Origin of the sequence: Nonomuraea rhodomycinica (genome assembly GCF_013363995.1) — a bacterium.
GTDB classification, from domain to species: Bacteria; Actinomycetota; Actinomycetes; order Streptosporangiales; family Streptosporangiaceae; genus Nonomuraea; species Nonomuraea rhodomycinica.
Genome location: NZ_JABWGO010000001.1, coordinates 2,235,161 through 2,252,974, shown reverse-complemented (window position 1 = coordinate 2,252,974; position 17,814 = coordinate 2,235,161). Strand labels below are relative to the sequence as shown.

At 73.7% G+C, this 17,814-nt stretch carries 17 protein-coding genes; 9 read left to right on the top strand and 8 right to left on the bottom strand.

Annotated features, from left to right (window positions below):
* Positions 1–193: 193 nt before the first annotated feature.
* The 3 genes from HT134_RS10305 to HT134_RS10295 all read left to right on the top strand — a co-directional run bounded on the left by HT134_RS10305 (position 194) and on the right by HT134_RS10295 (position 2,585).
* Positions 194–931, top strand: coding sequence for a GntR family transcriptional regulator (locus HT134_RS10305; protein WP_312888056.1), 738 nt, complete (start codon positions 194–196; stop codon positions 929–931).
* A gap of 208 nt (positions 932–1,139) precedes the next feature.
* Positions 1,140–1,784, top strand: a complete 645-nt coding sequence (locus tag HT134_RS10300) for a GNAT family N-acetyltransferase (RefSeq protein WP_217707263.1) — start codon at positions 1,140–1,142, stop codon at positions 1,782–1,784.
* Between the two features lie 120 nt (positions 1,785–1,904).
* Positions 1,905–2,585, top strand: a complete 681-nt coding sequence (locus HT134_RS10295) for a copper homeostasis protein CutC (RefSeq protein WP_175599893.1) — start codon at positions 1,905–1,907, stop codon at positions 2,583–2,585.
* 13 nt (positions 2,586–2,598) lie between these two features.
* Here the strand turns inward: HT134_RS10295 and HT134_RS10290 are convergent, their stop codons facing one another.
* Genes HT134_RS10290 through HT134_RS10270 form a run of 5 tightly spaced genes read right to left on the bottom strand, consistent with a single transcriptional unit; the run spans position 2,599 to position 9,252 of the window.
* On the bottom strand, positions 2,599–3,792 hold the full coding sequence (locus HT134_RS10290; RefSeq protein ID WP_175599892.1) for a DUF6986 family protein: 1,194 nt from the start codon (positions 3,790–3,792) through the stop codon (positions 2,599–2,601).
* Between the two features lie 34 nt (positions 3,793–3,826).
* Entirely contained in the window at positions 3,827–5,182 is a 1,356-nt protein-coding gene (locus HT134_RS10285) for an FAD-dependent oxidoreductase (RefSeq protein ID WP_175599891.1), read from the bottom strand.
* A 35-nt stretch (positions 5,183–5,217) separates the two neighbouring features.
* Positions 5,218–6,933 carry an AMP-binding protein gene (locus HT134_RS10280; protein ID WP_312888054.1) on the bottom strand — a complete coding sequence of 572 codons (1,716 nt, stop codon included), beginning with the start codon at positions 6,931–6,933 and terminating at the stop codon, positions 5,218–5,220.
* Positions 6,934–6,988: 55 nt separating this feature from the next.
* The gene (locus HT134_RS10275) at positions 6,989–8,188 is read right to left on the bottom strand and encodes a phenylacetate--CoA ligase family protein (protein ID WP_246363626.1); all 1,200 of its coding nucleotides are present in this window, start codon (positions 8,186–8,188) and stop codon (positions 6,989–6,991) included.
* Complete coding sequence (locus HT134_RS10270) at positions 8,185–9,252, bottom strand: LLM class flavin-dependent oxidoreductase (protein ID WP_175599890.1); 1,068 nt, start codon at positions 9,250–9,252, stop codon at positions 8,185–8,187. The genes HT134_RS10275 and HT134_RS10270 overlap by 4 nt, the downstream gene beginning before the upstream one ends.
* A gap of 95 nt (positions 9,253–9,347) precedes the next feature.
* Between HT134_RS10270 and HT134_RS10265 the strand changes: the two genes are divergently transcribed.
* The gene (locus tag HT134_RS10265; RefSeq protein ID WP_175599889.1) at positions 9,348–9,800 is read left to right on the top strand and encodes a hypothetical protein; all 453 of its coding nucleotides are present in this window, start codon (positions 9,348–9,350) and stop codon (positions 9,798–9,800) included.
* Positions 9,801–9,812: 12 nt separating this feature from the next.
* On the opposite strand, the gene HT134_RS10260 is transcribed toward HT134_RS10265, so the two are convergent.
* Complete coding sequence (locus HT134_RS10260; protein WP_175599888.1) at positions 9,813–10,811, bottom strand: acyl-CoA dehydrogenase family protein; 999 nt, start codon at positions 10,809–10,811, stop codon at positions 9,813–9,815.
* 124 nt (positions 10,812–10,935) lie between these two features.
* On the opposite strand from HT134_RS10260, the gene HT134_RS10255 reads away from it, so the two are divergent.
* Together HT134_RS10255 and HT134_RS10250 are read left to right on the top strand one after the other, a co-directional pair.
* A complete protein-coding gene (locus HT134_RS10255; protein WP_175599887.1) occupies positions 10,936–11,616 on the top strand; it encodes a hypothetical protein in 681 nt (226 codons plus the stop codon).
* 91 nt (positions 11,617–11,707) lie between these two features.
* Positions 11,708–13,453: a proline--tRNA ligase gene (locus HT134_RS10250; protein ID WP_175599886.1), complete on the top strand. Its 1,746-nt coding sequence runs from the start codon at positions 11,708–11,710 to the stop codon at positions 13,451–13,453.
* A gap of 441 nt (positions 13,454–13,894) precedes the next feature.
* Here HT134_RS10250 and HT134_RS10245 read toward each other — a convergent pair whose 3' ends face one another.
* Both HT134_RS10245 and HT134_RS10240 read right to left on the bottom strand, forming a co-directional pair.
* Positions 13,895–14,374: a ferritin-like domain-containing protein gene (locus HT134_RS10245; RefSeq protein ID WP_175599885.1), complete on the bottom strand. Its 480-nt coding sequence runs from the start codon at positions 14,372–14,374 to the stop codon at positions 13,895–13,897.
* 423 nt (positions 14,375–14,797) lie between these two features.
* Positions 14,798–15,316 (bottom strand): hypothetical protein, encoded by a 519-nt coding sequence (locus tag HT134_RS10240; protein WP_175599884.1) that lies wholly within the window; start codon positions 15,314–15,316, stop codon positions 14,798–14,800.
* 645 nt (positions 15,317–15,961) lie between these two features.
* Here HT134_RS10240 and rimP point away from each other — a divergent pair.
* The 3 genes from rimP to HT134_RS10225 are packed head-to-tail and all read left to right on the top strand — an operon-like array spanning position 15,962 to position 17,795.
* Complete coding sequence (rimP, locus tag HT134_RS10235; protein WP_175599883.1) at positions 15,962–16,480, top strand: ribosome maturation factor RimP; 519 nt, start codon at positions 15,962–15,964, stop codon at positions 16,478–16,480.
* 12 nt (positions 16,481–16,492) lie between these two features.
* Positions 16,493–17,497 (top strand): transcription termination factor NusA, encoded by a 1,005-nt coding sequence (gene nusA / locus HT134_RS10230; protein ID WP_253766187.1) that lies wholly within the window; start codon positions 16,493–16,495, stop codon positions 17,495–17,497.
* Positions 17,481–17,795, top strand: a complete 315-nt coding sequence (locus HT134_RS10225; RefSeq protein ID WP_175599882.1) for a YlxR family protein — start codon at positions 17,481–17,483, stop codon at positions 17,793–17,795. The genes nusA and HT134_RS10225 overlap by 17 nt, the downstream gene beginning before the upstream one ends.
* The last annotated feature ends 19 nt before the right edge of the window (positions 17,796–17,814 follow it).

Genomic DNA, 17,814 nt, shown 5'->3' with positions numbered 1-17,814 from the left:
CTTGCCAGGGCAGGTATGGCGTACCCGCGTGGACCGGCGACACCGGCCCTCACCCCCTCCCGGGCCTTTCGATGGATTTGTACCAACGAATGGATGATGCGGCTGTCGGGGCCCTTTGGTCAAGGGGTTGTGGCCTGCTAGAACCAGATCGTCTAAATTGTTGGCACAATAAGGGGTGAAAGTGGCAAGGTCGGTGCTGTATCAGCAGGTGGCTTCCGAACTACGGAAGGCCATCTACTCCGGTGTACTCGGTCCCGGAGCGCAGCTGCCGACCGAGGCTCAGCTCATGGAGGACCATGGGGTGAGCCGCAACACCGTCCGGCTGGCTCTCGGTGAGCTGGTCAACGAGGGGCTGGTCACCCGCACCCCGCGCCGCGGCACGATCGTCCGGGATCGCAGGCCGCTGCTCATCTATCCGCAGCGAGAGCTGGAACCCCAGCCCAGCGGCGAACTGCGCGAGGCCTTCGCCTACGCCGTCACGCAGGAGGGCCGCGAGCCCAGCCAGCTCATCGAGGTCCTGACCGTCACGCCCGTCGAGGAGATCGCCAGCCGGCTGGAGCTGGCCGACGGGGAGCTCGCCGTGGTGCGCCGGCGGCTCCGCTTCGTGGACGGGCAGCCGTACAACACCAACGACTCCTACTTCCCCCGGGATTTGGTGGCCAACTCGGAAATCGCCAGGCCAGGCGACATCGCGCGAGGGGCGAACCGCGTTCTGGAGGAGCTCGGCCACGAACAAGTTCGTGTGATTGACGACATTTGGGCGCGAATGCCCAACCAAGAGGAAGCCGAACGGCTTCAATTGGAACTGGGCACGCCAGTTGTCGTGTATGTCCGAGTTGGTTACGACAGGGCTGATATGCCGGTGCGTGTCGCGGTCTCGGTGCTACCCGCCGACAAGCACTTGATCAGATACGAGCTCGATCGCCGCTAGTCGAGCTCGGTTGGGGGTGATCCCGCCGGCGGCCCGCCGCGAGTAATCCGGCCTCGCAGGGCTAGGGGAGCTGCGCGTACTCCCCTAAACCTATTTATGCGCATATATGCGTACATATCGCCTTTAATCACCTATGCCGAGCTTGTGCGCCACAGCGTCATCACTGTGCGCTGTCACTCGGACACCCAACGCATCGAAAGGGCGAACCATGCACACCATCACCGGCACCACGGCCCCCTTCTCCTCCTCCTTCTCCTCCGCCACCCTGCTGCACCCGCTGGCACTGCGCCGGGCCGACCGCTCCGACCTCCAGGGCGTGCTCACCCTCCTCGCCGACACCGCCGAGTGGCTGCACTCCAAGGGGGTGAGCCAGTGGCCGCGGGGCGGCTTCGGCCCCGAGCGCATCGAGCCGCTGATCGAGGAGCGCGTGCTGTACCTGCTGGACGACGAGCTGCGCTACCTCGACCCGGACGAGGACGTCCCCCCGGTCGCCACCATCGCCCTGGACGACCACGCCGACCCCGAGTTCTGGGCGCCCGCCGACGACCCGGGCGCCGCGCTCTACGTCCACAAGCTCGCGGTGGCCCGGCCCTGGGCCGGGACGGGCCTGGGCGACGCCCTGCTGGACTGGGCGGGCGCCACGGCGTGGGCCTCCGGGCGCCGCTGGCTGCGCCTCGACTGCGCCAAGCGCAACCCGGGCCTGCAGGAGTACTACCGGCGGCGCGGCTTCCAGCACGTGCGCACCGTGGACCTTCCGCACCGCGCCTCGGGCGCGCTCTTCCAGCGGCCGGCGCAGGACACGCTGGTCGCCGCCTTCCGCGACCTCACCCTCCCCGAGCTCATCGGCGCCTGAGGGTCACCTGGCCGGGCGAGCTCCGGCCGAGGAGGTGTTCCCGGCGAGGTCGAGTGGGGCGTAACGGGCTTTTGGGGCTTCGCCTGATGAAAGGGGTAGAGCACCCGATAACCTCTCCTCATGACCGGATCCCTCCTTGAGGTGATCGCGCTGGACGTGCGCGACGCCGTGGCCGCCGAGCGAGGCGGCGCCGACCGTGTCGAGGTCGTCGCCGACATGGCGGCCGACGGGCTCACCCCGGCGCCGGAGACCGTCGCCGCCATCGCGGCCGAGTGCCCGCTGCCCCAGATGGTCATGCTGCGCCTCGACGCGACATTCACGGCCGGGCCCGAGACGCTCGACCGGCTGCGGCGCGCCGCCAAGGAACTGGCCCAGGCGGGCGCGGCCGGCTTCGTCTTCGGGTTCCTCGACGGGGACGGCGCCGTGGACCTGGCCGCCACGGAGGCGCTCATCCACGCCGTCTCGCCGCTGCCCTGGACGTTCCACCGGGCGGTGGACCACGCGGCCGACGTGCAGGCCTCCTGGCGGGCCGTGCGCCTGCTGCCGAACCTCGCGACCGTCCTCACCTCGGGCGCGCCCACCGGCGTGGCCGACGGGCTGCCGGTGCTCAAGAGCCGCGCCGAGGCGGGCGACGGCTCGATCATCCTGGCCGGCGGCGGGCTCAAGGCGCCGCACGTGCCGGCCCTGCTCGACTACGGCGTGCGCGCCTTCCACGTCGGCTCGGCCGTACGGGAGAGCTGGTCGGAGCCCGTCGACTGGCGGGCGGTCCAGCGGTGGCGCGCCCTCGTCGACCGCGACTGAGCCCGCGAGGACCTCAGGACAGGACGGCGTCCGCGCGGGCCAGGGCCGCCGCGAGCGTCCGGATCGTGGCGGGCTCGTCCATGACCCCGCCACCGGCCGCGCGCCGCTCCTCCCAGGCCCGCACCCGCTCGCGGTACGCGTCGTACGTCGCCAGATGGAAGGCGTACACCGTCGCGAACCGGCTCACCAGGTGCGAGGGGTGCAGGTCCCACCCCTGGTGGAACCCATGGGCCAGGGAGTGCCGCACCAGCTCCGCGTGCCGCCGCCACAGCGCCCGCACGTCCGCCGCCGACTCCGAGGCCGGCGAGGCCGCCAGCGACCCGTCCGACAGCTCCACCCCGGTCCCCGCGAACGCCGTCTGCATGACGTGCCGGGCGTGGTCGCAGGCCGGGTGGTCGAGCCGCTGCTCGCGCGGGGGCAGGCCGATCGCCGCCGTGTAGTCGAAGACCCCGAAGTGCGCGGCGGCCAGCCGGCCGTCCAGCCGCTCCGCGAGGTCGCCCCGCAGGAACGGCAGCGTCTGCGGCGCCTCCACCTGCGCCTCGAAGCGCAGCCGCACCTCGGCCCCGCCGCCGAGCCCGCGCTCCAGCCCGCGTTCGAGCCGGGCCAGCAGGTCGGCGAAGTCCACCAGGTACTCCTCCATCAGCACCTTGGGGAAGGTCACCACGAATCCCGGCGGAAGCTCGCCGCACCGCTCCGTCACCTCGGTGAGGAAGCCGTCCAGCGTGCGCGCCGACCGCGCCGGGTCGCCGTCGGCGAACGACCTGACCCGCAGCCCCCAGCGCCGCGGCAGCGTCCCCGCCGCCCGCATCCGCGCGACCGCCTCGGCGGCCCGCACGGCGTCCGCGTCCTCCTCCGCGCCGGGCCGCGCGCCGTAGCCGTCCTCGAAGTCGATCCGCAGGTCCTCGACCGGCTCGCGGCCGAGCTTGCGCAGCACCCGCTCATGGACGGCCCGCGCCGCCGCCTCCGGCACGCCGAACACGTCCGCGACCTGCGCCGGACCGGCCAGGTGCGCCCGCGCCAGCGCCAGGGCGCGCCCGCCCCAGTCCGCGACCGTGCCGGCGTCGAACCGGTCGGCCGGCACGTACACCGTGTGCACCGGCTGCCACCCCGGCCGCCACGCGGGGTCGGCGCCGGGATAGCGCGCCCGCTGGGTCCGCAGGGCCTCCTCGAATCCGGACAGCGGCACGTCTCCCATGGTCACCCGCATCCCTGCACCCTAGCCGCACCCGGGCGGGCGCCGATCAGGGACGGCAGGCGCGCAGCATGGCCTCCAGGCCGGGCAGCTTGACCCGTTCGCCGCGGCCGAGCGCGCGGCCCAGCTCGGCCTCGGCCGCCTCGATGGCCAGCCACTCCTGGTAGGTGACGGGCCGCACCCCGCGCTCGGCCAGCAGCGTGTCGAGGTCGGTCTTCAGCTCGTGCTCGCGGCCCGCGAGGTCGGCCAGCAGCGTGCGGACGGTCTCGGCGGCGTCGGACTTGTTCGTGCCGATCACCCCGGTCGGCCCGCGCTTGAGCCAGCCCGCCACGTACTCGCGTTCGCGGACCCGCCCCGCCTCGTTCGGCACGGTCATGGTCTCCATCGAGAACGGCACGTCCGCCAGCGGCACGCTCTGGTAGCCGACGGAGCGCAGCACCATCCCCACCGGCAGCGTCTCGAACTCGCCGGTGCCCTGCACGCGCCCCTCCGGCGTCAGGCGGGTGCGTTCGAGCCGCAGCCCCTCGACCCGGTCGGTGCCGAGGATCTCCACGGGGCGCAGCCAGAAGCGCACGTCGAGGCGGCGCGGGCGTCCCTGCGGGACCCGCTCCGACCACGACCGCAGCACCTCGATGTTGCCCCGCACCTGGCGCGGGTGGTCGCCGCCGAGCACGACCGCCTCCTCCGGGCGCACGCACACGTCGGCGTTGGCCAGCTCCCCCAGCTCGCGCAGCTCCTTGAGGGTGAACTTGGCGTGCTCCGGCCCCCGCCGGCCGATCATGTGGATGGCCTCGACCCGGCTGGCGCGCAGGCGTTCGAGCACCTCGTGCGGCACGTCGGTCGCGCTCAGCTCGGCGGCCGTCTTGGCCAGGATCCGCACCACGTCCACGGCCACGTTGCCGACGCCGATGACCGCCACCTCGGGGCTGTCGAGGGAGAACCGGCCGGCGTCCACGTCGGGATGGCCGCAGTACCAGTTCACGAAGTCGGTGGCCGCGACGCTGCCCGGCAGGTCCTCGCCGGGGATGCCGAGCCGCCGGTCGACCATGGCGCCGGTGGCGTACACGACGGCGTCGTAGGCGCTCAGCAGGTCGCTCACGGACACGTCGACGCCGAGCGTGACGCCGCCGAGGAAGCGCACCTGCGGCAGCTCCAGCACCCGCCGCAGGTAGCCGGCGATGGACTTGATCGAGGTGTGGTCGGGCGCGACGCCGTACCTGACCAGCCCGTACGGTGTGGGCAGCCGTTCGAGCACGTCGATCTCGACCGGCTCCGCCGACTGCTTGACCAGGGCTTCGGCCGTGTAGATCCCGGCCGGACCCGATCCGATGACCGCCACGCGCAACGTCACGTCGCCTCCCTGCGACGGCGACCGCGCGGCACGGGCACGTCGTCCGGCCTGCATCGCCGCCTCGTGGCGATTGTTACCCGGCCGGGCGCCTATGACAGCCTCTTTCCGGGCTCGGAGTCCTCCCGTGTCGCGCGGGCCCGCAGCGCGAGCTTGTCGATCTTGCCGTTGGCGTTGGCGGGGAGGGCGTCCACCACGACGATCCGCTTCGGCACCTTGTAGTTGGACATGTTCTCCCTCGCCCAGTCCAGCAGCGTCTCCGCGGCCACCTCGGCGCCGGGACGCGGCACGACGTACGCGCGGCCCGCCTCGCCGGAGACGGGGTCGGGCACCCCGACCACGGCCGCCTGCGCCAGCGAGCCCTCGCGCAGCAGCAGCGACTCGACCTCGGCGGGCGAGACGTTGAAGCCGTTGACGATGTAGAGCTCCTTCTTGCGGTCCACGATCGCGAGGTTGCCGTCCTGGTCGAGCACGCCGACGTCGCCCGTGTGCAGCCACCCGTCGCCGTCGACCACCTCGGCGGTCCGCTCAGGTTCGTCCCAGTAGCCGCGCATCACGCCGTAGCCGCGTTGCAGGATCTCGCCCCGCTCGCCGGCCGCGACGTCCCGGCCCGCGTCGTCCACGACCCTGACCTCGATGCCGGGCACCGCCCGCCCGGCGGTGGCGGCGACCACCTCGACCGGGTCGCCGGCCCGCGTCATGGACACGACCGTGCCCTCCATCAGCCCGTACGCGTTGATCACGCGTTCCACGCCGACCTGATCGACCAGCCGGGTGATGAGCGACGGCGGCACGGCGGCGGCCCCGCAGATGGCCACGCGCAGCGACGAGACGTCCCACGACCCCCGGTCCAGCTCGTCCAGCAGCCGGTGGAACAGCGTGGGCGGCCCGGCCAGGACGCTGATGCGACCGGCGGAGACCAGCTCCATCAGCCCGTCGGGCGTGAACACCGGGACCGGCAGCATCGTGGCGCGCCGCAGCACGCAGGCGAGCAGCCCGGCGTTCAGCCCGAAGCCGTGGCTGAACGGGGCGATGACCGGGTAGCGGTCGTCCTCGCGCAGGCTGACGATCTCGGCCCAGTCCCAGTAGCCGCGCAGCACCTGGGCGTGGTCCAGCATGACGCCCTTGGGCGTGCCGGTGGTGCCGGAGGTGGACATGATCTCGCACAGGTCGTCCGGCCGTACGGCCAGCGCCCGCTCCTCGGCGGCGTCCGGCGCGACCTCCTCGCCCCGTTCCCGCAGCTCCGAGGCCGTGAGTCGCACGGGGCCGGGCATTTCGGAGGAAGGGCCGGGCACGGGCGGAGAGGGGGCGGGGACCACCACGTGGAGCAGGCCGGTGCCCGGCGGCAGGAGGTCCGCCAGGACCGTGCGCCCCGCCCCCTCGCCCGTGATCAGCACCCGGGCGCCGGTCTTGCGGATCATCGCCGCCGCCTCCAGCCCCTTGGCCCGGGAGGACAGCGGCACGATCACCGCGCCGGCGCACCAGACGCCGAAGGCGTGGACCACCCAGGACGGGTCGTTCACGCCCCACAGCGCGACCCGGTCGCCCGGCCCGACGCCGAGGGCCATCAGCCCCCGCGCCACCCGCGTCGCCTCGCCGAGCAGCTCCGCCATGCTCATGCGGGCGCCGCTCGCCGCGGTCGCGCTCACCCGGGCGTCGTTCGCGCGGGCGTCGCTCACCCGGGCGTCATTCGCGCGGGCGTCGCTCGCGCGCACCGCGTCGTCGGCCACGACGGTCGCGTCCGGGTGACGGGCGGCCTGGTCGCGCAGCATGCGGGGGATCGTCCCCCAGTCGGGCACCGGTTCCACGGCTCTCGCGCCTCCAAGCGGGGTCGGGTCACGAGCTGCTGGGGTGCTGCCCCGGTCAGGTCACGAGGGCCCGGTCGCGGCCGAGGTGGTGGCCGCGCAGGTCGCTCACCATGCCGGGGGCGGGCGTCTCGGCCACCTCGGGCGCGATCTCCACCTTGAGCGCGATCGGCGTCAGGGCCCGCATGGACTCCTGCAGGCGCGATCGCCACATCGGGTTGCCCACGAGGCTCGGCCGGTTGAACGTCACGGTCAGCGTCGCCGCGTCGAGCGTGCCCTGCCTGCTGAGGCCGAGCTCCCAGCGCGCCACCCCGTCGATCTTGGCGAGGGTCCGGCCGATGCGCGGCAACGACAACCACACCCCGCGTACCAGCACGTGGTCGCCCACGGTGTGCGCCGGCGCGGGGATCGCGCCCATGGGGAAGGCCGTGGCGGCGCCGTCCGCGCTCCGTACCACCTGCCCGGTGCGCAGCGCGGCGTCGCCGAGCGTGGAGTGGCCGGTCGGCGTGATCACCAGCTCGGCCGTGCCGGCGTCCTCCGCCGGCAGCTCGTCCTTGCCGAGCGCGGCCAGCCGCAGCAGGCCGTCGGCGAGCGGCGTGAGCGGCGCGTCCTCCGACGCCCGCCAGGCCAGCGCGCCGCCGCTGAACGGGCTGGAGTACACCTCGTGGACCTCGGCGTCGAACTCGCCCGCGAGGTGGCCGAGGGTCCGCTTCGAGGCGATCTCGCCGGTCAGCACGATGTGGCGCAGCCCGAGGTCGAGCGGGTCGAGCAGGAACTCCAGGTGGAGCCGGGCCAGGAAGTCCATGGCGCCGGTCGGGGTGGCGATCAGCGTGGTGGCCCCGAGCGCCGACAGGGCGTGGTGCAGCCGCATCCGGCCGCGCGGCCCCACCGAGGCCGCGGCGGCGGCCACCCGCGAGGCGGCCGAGGCCCACAGGGCGCCCGCCGGCTCGGCCAGCGCGACCACGACCCGGTCGCGCCCGCCCACCCCGGCGGCGCGCAGCGCGCCGGCGGTCCGCTCCTCCTCCGCCGCGCGGTCGGCGGGGGCGAGCGGGTACACCGCCGAGACATCGGGGGAGACGTGCAGCAGCCCGCCCGCGGAGGCCGCCGCCGCGCCGAGGTCGTCGCGCGTCAGCCACCGGTACGGCCCCGCGCCGGAGTCCGGCCGCCCGCCGGAGCCGGGCCCCGCGCCGGAGTCCGGCTGCCCGCCGGAGCCGGGTCCCGCGCCGGAGTCGCGCGCCGCGCCCCGGGCGGCCGTCATGACGCCACCTCGGCCATGAAGCGCCGCATCGACGCGCACACGTGCTCGTGGGCGAGCCCGCCGACCTGGCACTGCAGGATGAGGTCCGTGGCGCCCGCCTCCGCGATGCGGGCCAGCGCCTTGCGCGACCCCTCCACGTCGTCCACCACGACCATCAGGTGCTCCCGCAACGTCGCCATCGCCTCCTCCGGTGGCATCCCGGCGGCGAGCTGGCCGAGCACCCGGTGGGTGGCGTGCCGGGCGTCGTAGTAGTCGGGCGGGGTGACCAGGTTGACCTGGCGGCGGATGTACCACAGCACGGCGTCGGCGGCCGTGGCCGCGGCCTCGTCCCGGGTGGGGCCGACGAACCAGGGGATCATCAGGGCCACCCGCCGCGTCGCCGGGTCGAAGCCCGCCTCCTCCAGCGCCTCCCGGTAGCGCGCGATGTCGGTGGCCACGTCGTCGATGCCCTTGAGCATGGTCATGCCGAGCAGGTTGTAGCCGTGCCGGGCCGCGGCGAGGTAGCCCTCCAGCGACGTGGAGGCCACCCAGACCGGCGGGTGCGGCACCTGCGCGGGACGCGGGTAGACGGCCACGTCGGGGATCTCGAAGAACTCGTTGGAGCGGCTGACCGGCTCGCCGTCGGCCTGCCAGATGGCCAGCGTCGCTTCCAGGGAGTCCTCCCAGATCTGGCGCGACTTCTCGAACGGCCGCTGGAACGCCTGGTACTCCAGAGGGGAGGCGCCGCGGCCGGTGCCGAACTCCACCCGTCCGCCGCTGAGCACGTCCAGCGTGGCCACCCGCTCGGCCGTCCTGATCGGCGACTGGAACGGCAGCAGCACGACGCCGAGCCCGAGGTGGATGCGCTCGGTGCGCTGCGAGGCGGCGGCGAGCACGAGGTCGGGGGCGGAGGAGTGGGAGAAGCCGCGGGTGAAGTGGTGCTCCACGAACCACGCGGTGTCGAATCCCAGCCGGTCGCCGAGCACGACCTGCTCGATCACGTTCTGGAACGCCTTCTGTTCGACCTCGCGGGTGCGCCCGCGGACCTCCAGCTCATACCCCAGGCTGATCCGTAGGGACGTCATCGCGCCTCCGGCGAAAGTAGTAAACCAAGCGCTCGCTTGGTAGAGACTATCAGCGGTAAACCCTTGCGGGAAGGGCGCCGTCGCGATCAAAGTGGATGCTCGTGAGGCGAAAGCACGCGCTGCGGCGGGCGAAGGACGAGGACGACCCCATCTCCGCCGGGGCGCGCCGCTACGAAGCCCTGGGCCGGGTCATGGCGGCCCTCGCGACGGAGGCCGACTTCATCGAGTCCTGCCGCGACCTCACCTGGTGGCGCGGCTCCGACGAGAGCTGGCACCTCGAATGGCGCGACGGGCCATTCGCGTCCGAGGCGGCCGCCCTGCTCGCCGAGCGGCTGGCCGCGCCGGGCGCCGCCACCGCCGCCGGTCCGGGCGGCGCCGCCTCGGCCGTGCTCGACGTCATGGGCGTGCGGTTCGAGCTGCACGCCATCGACCCCATGGGCGCCGACCGCGTACGCGCCAGGCCGGGCTTCTGGCGGCTGGCCGAGGCGCTCGACACCACCCGCCGCACCAACGCCCGCCACCCGTGGGAGGAGCTCCTCGGCGGCTGAGGTCCGGGCCGCTCAGGCGCGCTGACCGAGCACGCGCGCGGCCAGGCGCGCGCGATGCGCCTGCGGGGGCCCGAAGAGCTGCGCGTCCGACGTGGCGCGCTTGAAGTAGCGGTGCGCGGGGTGCTCCCACGTGACGCCGATGCCGCCGTGGAGCTGGATGTTCTCGCCGGCGGCCGTCAGGTACGCCTCCGAGCAGTACGAGCCGGCGATCGCGGCCGCCTCCTCCAGGTCCGCCCCGTCCAGGTCCGCCGCGTTGAGGCCGGCCGCCCCGGCCTCGGCCGCGCCGAGAGCCGCCGACCGGGCCGACTCCACCAGCAGCAGCAGGTCGGCGAGCTTGTGCTTGACGGCCTGGAAGGAGCCGATCGGCCGGCCGAACTGGTGGCGCGCCCTGGCGTGGGCCGTGGCCATCTCCAGGCAGCGCGCCGCCCCGCCCGTCTGCTCGGCCGCCAGGGCCGCGACGCCGAGGTCGCGCACCCGGGTCCAGCCCGCGCCGTCGCCGGCCGGCCGTACCGGGACGCGTTCGAAGGTCAGCTCCTCCAGTGGCCGGCTCTCGTCCAGGGTGCGGTGCGGCGCGCGCCGTGTCGGCTCCGCCTCCACCAGCAGCCCGGCGGCGTACACGAGCACCAGGTCGCCCGCCGGCGCGTACGGCACGACGCCCGACAGCAGCCCGTCCTCCAGGACCAGGTCGCCGTCGCCGGGCAGCGCCACGGTCGCGCTGCGCCCGCCCGCCAGGACGGGCAGCAGCCGGGCCATCGCCGCGGCGTCGCCGCCGGCCTTGACCGCCTCGACGGCCAGCACCGCGCTCTGCAGGAACGGATGCGGCGACAGCGCCCTGCCCAGCTCCTCGGCCACCGCCGCCACCTCGGCCGGGCCGCACCCGGCCCCGCCGTACTCCTCCGGGACGGCGAGCCCCGCGACGCCCAGCTCCCGGGCGAACGTCCCCCAGGAGGCGCCGGGCCGGTCGGCCAGGTAGGAGCGGACCACGTCGCGGAGCTCGTCGGTGACCGTCACGCCGGAGAGCCTACCAAGCGATTGCTTGATATGTCCGCGCTTGGGAAGCTTTGCGCTTTTTGTACATCCGCATCACCGGATTGTGGTCATCCATCCCGAAGGTGCCGGGGAGGAATGAGCGGGGATGGACATGAAGAAACCGACGATCGAGTACGCGGAGTTCGCCGAGTACGACCGGCGTCAGCGCGGCATCGAGCGGCACGTGCTGGCGGCCTTCATCGGGGGACTGGTCGTCGGCATCATCGGCATGTTCGTGGCCGGCAGCGGACCGGCCTGGTGCGTGCGCCTCTACGACCCCTACGCCTACCTGGCCCTGGCCATCGCGCTGGGCGTGACCGCGCAGGGATTCGGCTGGGCGGCGCTGAGCACGTTCCTCGCCGCCGTGTCCACGCTGGTCGCGGCCATGGGGGCGAGCGCGGTGCACGGCCGCGACTTCACCTTCGACGTCGTCGGCGGCAGCCTGGCCGGGCTCAACTGGATCCTGTTCATGCTGGTCGGCCTCGGCCTGCTCAGCTACGTCGCGCGCAGGCGGGACCACTGGGGCGACCTCGCGGCCGGCGCCGTCGGCGCGGCGCTGCTCGCCGACGTGATCGACCGCTCCACCCCCGGCTTCATCGCCACGGAGCAGTCGTTCTGGCCGGTCACCGCCCTCGTGGTGGGCGGCCTGACCATCGGGCTGGTGCTCGGGCTGCGCCGGACCCTCGCCGGGCGGCTGCGCGCGCTCGCCGTCTCGGCGGTGCTCGCGGGCCTGGCCGCCCTCTCCCTCGCCGACACGCTGTGGGACGGTCCCTGGATCGGACCCTGAAAGCGCCGACGAGCGGGAATATGCCGAGCGACCCCCTCCTCCGAGTCGATAGCCTGTAATCCTCCACTTCCGGCCCGAGCAAGGAGTAGCCGTGTCGCTGCGCATGTCGTCGTTGTTTCTTCGCACCCTGCGGGACGACCCGGCAGACGCGGAAGTGCCGAGCCACAAGCTCCTCGTCCGCGCCGGCTACGTCCGCCGCGTGGCGCCCGGCATCTACTCGTGGCTGCCCCTCGGCAAGATGGTCCTGGAGAACGTCGCCCGGATCGTCCGCGAGGAGATGAACCGGATGGGCGGCCAGGAGGTGCTGTTCCCCGCGCTGCTGCCCCGCGAGTACTACGAGTCCACCGGCCGCTGGACCGAGTACGGCGACCTGCTGTTCCGGCTGCAGGACCGCAAGGGCGCCGACTACCTCCTGGGCCCCACCCACGAGGAGCTCTTCACCGACATGGTGAAGGGCGAGTACAGCTCCTACAAGGACTACCCGGTCACGCTGTACCAGATCCAGACCAAGTACCGCGACGAGGCCCGTCCCCGCGCCGGCATCCTGCGCGGCCGCGAGTTCCTCATGAAGGACTCGTACTCCTTCGACCTCGACGACGACGGTCTCAAGCACTCCTACGAGCAGCACCGCGAGACCTACATCCGGACCTTCGACCGGCTCGGCATCACCTACAAGATCGTGTTCGCCACGTCGGGCGCGATGGGCGGCTCGGCCTCCGAGGAGTTCCTGGCCCCCACCCCCACCGGCGAGGACACCTTCGTCGCCTGCCACTCCTGCGGCTACGCCGCCAACGCCGAGGCCGTCACCACCACGGCGCCCGCCGCCCGCCCGGTCGAGGACAACGAGCCGCTGCGGGTCCTCGACACCCCCGACACCCCGACCATCGACAGCCTCGTCTCGTACGTCAACGAGCACCACGGCCTGTCGATCACCGCCGCCGACACGCTCAAGAACGTCGTCGTCAAGGTGACCACCCCCGGCTCCGACAAGGTCGAGACGCTCGTCATCGGCGTGCCCGGCGACCGCGAGGTCGACTTCAAGCGCCTGGAGGCGTCGCTCGCCCCCGGCGAGCCGGCCATCTTCGAGGCCGAGGACTTCACCAGGCACCCCGGCCTCGTCCGCGGCTACATCGGCCCGCAGGTCCTGCGCGACCTCGGCATCCGTTACCTCGTCGACCCGCGCGTCGTCACCGGCAGCTCCTGGGTCACCGGCGCCAACGAGCCGGGCCGGCACGCCGCCCACGTCGTGGCGGGCCGCGACTTCGTGCCCGACGGCACCATCGAGGCCGCCGAGGTGCGCGCCGGCGACGCCTGCCCCCGGTGCGGCTCCGCGCTGTCCATCGACCGCGGCATCGAGATCGGCCACATCTTCCAGCTCGGCCGCAAGTACGCCGACGCCGCCGGCCTCGACGCGCTCGGCCCCGACGGCAAGCCCATCCGCATCACCATGGGCTCCTACGGCATCGGCGTCTCCCGCGCGGTCGCCGTCCTGGCCGAGCAGCTCCACGACGAGCTGGGCCTGGTGTGGCCGCGCGAGGTCGCGCCCGCCGACGTGCACATCGTCGGCACGGGCAAGGAGAACCAGATCGAGGCCGCCCTGGAGCTGGCCGCCGAGCTGGAGTCCCGCGGCCTGCGCGTCCTCGTGGACGACCGGGCCGGGGTGTCGCCCGGTGTCAAGTTCAAGGACGCGGAGCTGCTGGGCATGCCGACCATCGTCGTGGTGGGCCGCGGGCTCACCCAGGGCGTGGTGGAGCTGCGCGACCGCGTCTCGGGCGAGAAGGCCGAGATCCCGCTCGCCGAGGCCGCCGACCGCATCACCGCGGCCTGCCGCGCCTGACGCACCGCTCGCGCGGCCGTCCACGGCTCACCCGGCCCTCCACGGAGCCGGGTGGGCCACCCGGGCCCGCGGCGGCCGTGCAGGGCGAGGCGTCCCGCGCTCCTACGGGCGTTCAGGGGCGCCGTGCGACCCTCCCGGACCCCGAGACGCATCCGGGCCTCGGCGCCGCCGTACGGGCCGTCACAGGCTCTCCGGCGCCTCGTTCAGGACCGCCCGATCACGGCGCCGGAGCCCGCCGCGGCTCCGGGGCCCGTTATCGCACGGATCGGATGCGGATCGGGCGCGAAGACGCTCCGAGGGGCGACGGCAGTGCAAGGCCAGGCGACTTCAGAGGGACGAGGCCGGCGGCACCGGGCGTTCGGCCGCGATGAGACGAGACGCCGGGCTCGGCGGGGACACCCCGAGCCGCCCCCTCCTGGGCCGCACTCGCGGTGCAGACACCTAACCGCCCGTGGGCGTGGACGGCGACGCGGGCGGGGATGCGGGCGAGGGCGCGGGGGACGCGGCGCCCGGCATGCCGGGGAAGGCCGTCCCGACGGCGGGGCGCAACGCGTACGAGCGGGCCACCGCCTCCTGCATGGCCAGCGCCGCGTACTTGCGCAGCGCCGCGTCATCGGCGGCGACCAGCTCCAGGTAGGCGGCCGTCATGCCGGTCTCGATCTGCACCGCCAGGCGCACGGCGTCGGCCGGTGTGGACGGGACGAGGGGGAGGGAGTAGGACGCCTCCGCCTCGGCGGGCCGCCCGCCGCGGGCGGTGATGAGCGTGCGCAGCTGGTCGCGGCGGGCGCGGTGCGCGTCGAACGCCCGCGCGGCCTTGGTCCGCAGCGTCCCGCTGGTGCGCGCGCCGATCAGCCCGTACGCGAAGACGGCGGCGTGCTCGGCGGCCAGCGCCTTGCCGAGCCTCTCGACGTCACCGCTCACGACGACCTCCTCCTCTCACAGACGCCTCGACGAGGGCGTCCGCCAGGGACGTCCCCAGGGCGTCCTCCGCGGACCCGGCAGCGCGTCCCGCGCCGACGTCGGCGCGGCGGCTCAAGGGGATGCCGGCCGCGCGCCTCGCGCCGACGGCCACAGAGCGCCCCAGGCCGACGGCCACAGGCCAACCCAGCTCGACGGCCGCTGGGCGCCCCAGGCCGACGGCCACCGGGCGGCTCACGCCGACAGCCCGGGGGAGGCTCACGCCGACGGCCACCGGGCGGCTCACGCCGACGGTCGCGGGGTGCCTCGGCGCGACGGCCGGCGGGCCGCTCCCACCGAGGGCCCGGGGGAGGCTCCCACCGACCGGCGCAGGGCGCCTCGCGTCGCCCATGCCGGAAGGCCGTACGCGCACGTCGGCGGCGCGGCTCACAGGGACCTCGGCAGGGCCAGGGCGTGGGCCGCCTCGCAGGCGCCGATGCTGGCGACGAGCTGCGCCATCGAGGGCGCGATCCCCGACAGCCGGCGGACGCGCTGGGCGGCCGCCTTGCGTTCCATCTCGCGCAGCGACGACAGCGACACCTTGGCCGCCCCGGCCGTGGGAGCGCCCGGTGACGAGGCGGCGGAGGACGGGGCGCCCGAGGACGGCGTGGTGCCGGTGCCGGGCGCGGGGGAGGCCGCGGCGGGGAAGCGGCGGCGCAGCTCGGCCAGGTGGGCCTGGTGCCGGTCGCGGAAGGGCGCCAGGGCGCCGGCCCCCTTGCCGATCAGCACGGCGTACAGGCCGATGACGCGTTCCTTGTCGGCGATCAGCTCCCGCGCGAGCACCAGCTCCGGCGGCTCGGCGGCCGGCCGCGCCGGACCGGCGCCGTCCTCGCCGCTGCACCCCGTGAGCGCCACCGCGGCCGCTCCGCCCGCCAGCGCGGCTCGCCGGGAGAGGGAAGGGCCCACGGGAAGGAACCTCCAGGACGCGGACGTACGCAGCCCCATGGGCCACGGCTGGACGTGAGGAGCCCGCCGGGCGGGACGGGACCTGGCCGGTCCTGCGCGCCGCGGACGGGACGCGAGTAGCCCTCCGGACTACGGACGCACGTAGCATCGTACGGGCTCGCGACCCTGCCCGCCGTCAAGCGAGGCCCACGGTCCGCCATCGGCGACGCGCACAGTACGCCACCGGCGCCGCCCACGATCCGGAAGCGGCGACGCCCGCGATCCGCCGTCGGCGACCCCGGCGATCCGGAAGCGGCGACACCCGCGATCCGCCGTCGGCGAGGCTCACGCTCCGTCATCGGCGACGCCGCGGTCCGTCCCCGCCGGCTCCCCGCGGACTCCGTGCCGGGTCGCCCCGTGTCCCCGCGCCGCCGCTCCGGCCGCGCCTTCCCGGCACCGTGACGGGGGCCGGTGACGGAGCCGTCGCCCCCGGCTCGTACGCTCGGCCGTGCTCAGGGTGCGTCCACGCCGACTGGCGCTCTTTGGACGCCCTCCTACAGATAGGGTGTCAACTGTCGTCGCTGGCTGAGCGGCCAGACGGCGGAGAGCCACGAGAGCCAGAGGCGAGGTCCGCCCGGCTGAGACATGACAATAGGGGAGGTCGATATGGGCAGCGCGTCACCCCGCGACCACCTGATGAAGCTCCTTGAGCCCGTCGTCAGCGCGGAGGGCCTCGACCTGGAGGACGTCACGGTCACACAGGCGGGCAGGCGCCGCCTGCTGCGCGTGATCGTCGACCGCGACGGAGGGGTGAGCCTCGACGACATCGCCGACGTGAGCCAGGCCGTCTCGGAAGCTCTCGACGACACCGACGTGATGGGGCAGTCGGCCTACACGCTGGAGGTCTCCTCGCCGGGCGTCGACCGCCCGCTGACCGAGCCGCGCCACTGGCGGCGCGCCGCGAAGCGGCTGGTGAAGGCGGAGCTGCGGGACGGGACCGTGGTGGAGGGCAGGGTGCGCTCCGCCGACGACGGCGGCGTCGACCTCGTGGTCGACGGCACCGCCCGCCGGCTCGACTATCAGGACCTGGCCCGCGGACGGGTGCAGGTGGAGTTCCGCCGGTTCGACGACGACGACGCGGACGACGCGTACGCGGACGTCGACGATGACGGCGACGAGGGCTAAGGGGGGAGCCTCGTGGACATCGACATGAGCGTCCTGCGCAGCCTGGAGAGGGAGAAGGACATCTCCTTCGACCTGGTCGTCAAGGCCATCGAGGACGCGCTGCTGATCGCCTACTTCCGCACGGAGGGCGCGGCGCCCAAGGCGCGCGCCGAGCTCGACCGCACGAGCGGGCACGTCACGATCTGGGCGGCCGAGCTGGACGAGGACGGCGAGGTCGTCCGCGAGTTCGACGACACTCCGGGCAACTTCAGCCGGATCGCGGCGACGACCGCCAAGCAGGTCATCCTGCAGCAGCTGCGCGACGCCGAGGACGAGATCAACTTCGGTGAGTTCGCCAGCCGCGAGGGCGAGCTGGTCTCGGGCGTGATCCAGCAGGGCAAGGACCCGCGCGTGGTGCTGGTCGACCTCGGCAAGATCGAGGCCGTGCTGCCGCACAACGAGCAGGTGCCCGGCGAGGACTACGTGCACGGCGAGCGCATCCGCGCCTACGTGGTGCAGGTGAAGAAGGGCCACAAGGGCCCCTCGGTCACGCTGTCGCGCACGCATCCGGGCCTGGTCAAGAAGCTGTTCGCGCTGGAGGTGCCGGAGATCGCCGACGGCACCGTGGAGATCGCCGCGGTCGCCCGCGAGGCCGGGCACCGCACCAAGATCGCCGTCAGGTCGCGCAAGCCCGGCGTCAACGCCAAGGGCGCCTGCATCGGCCCCATGGGGTCACGGGTGCGCAACGTGATGACCGAGCTGCACGGCGAGAAGATCGACATCATCGACTGGTCGGAAGATCCCGGGGAGTTCGTCGGGAATGCCCTGTCGCCCGCGCGTGTTTCCCACGTCGAGGTCCTCGATCTCGACGGGCGGGTGGCCCGGGTGACCGTGCCTGACTACCAGCTTTCGCTGGCCATCGGCAAGGAGGGGCAGAACGCCCGGCTTGCCGCCAGGCTCACGGGATGGCGGATTGACATCCGTCCTGACACCCAGGCCGAGGATGCCGCCGGTTCCGTAGATGCGTCGACACGGTAAGCTGGAATATGGTGGCCAGGCGGGTCCGCAGCGCACCTGTGTGGGTTGCAGGGTTCGCACGGCCAAGTCCGAGCTGCTCCGCTTGGTGCGGGTCGAGGATCATGTGGTCCCCGACCTGCGAGGACGGCTTCCTGGCCGGGGGGCTTCACTGCACCCGGCCATGAGTTGTCTCGAGCTTGCCGAGCGTCGCCGAGCGTTTCCGCGCGCGTTCCGCGTGCCGGGGCCGCTTGACGTCTCGCGCGTGCGAGCGCACCTGGACAGGGAGGACCACGACATGTCATGTAGGACGCCGAGTTGATGGGGCGGAGTCAGATTGC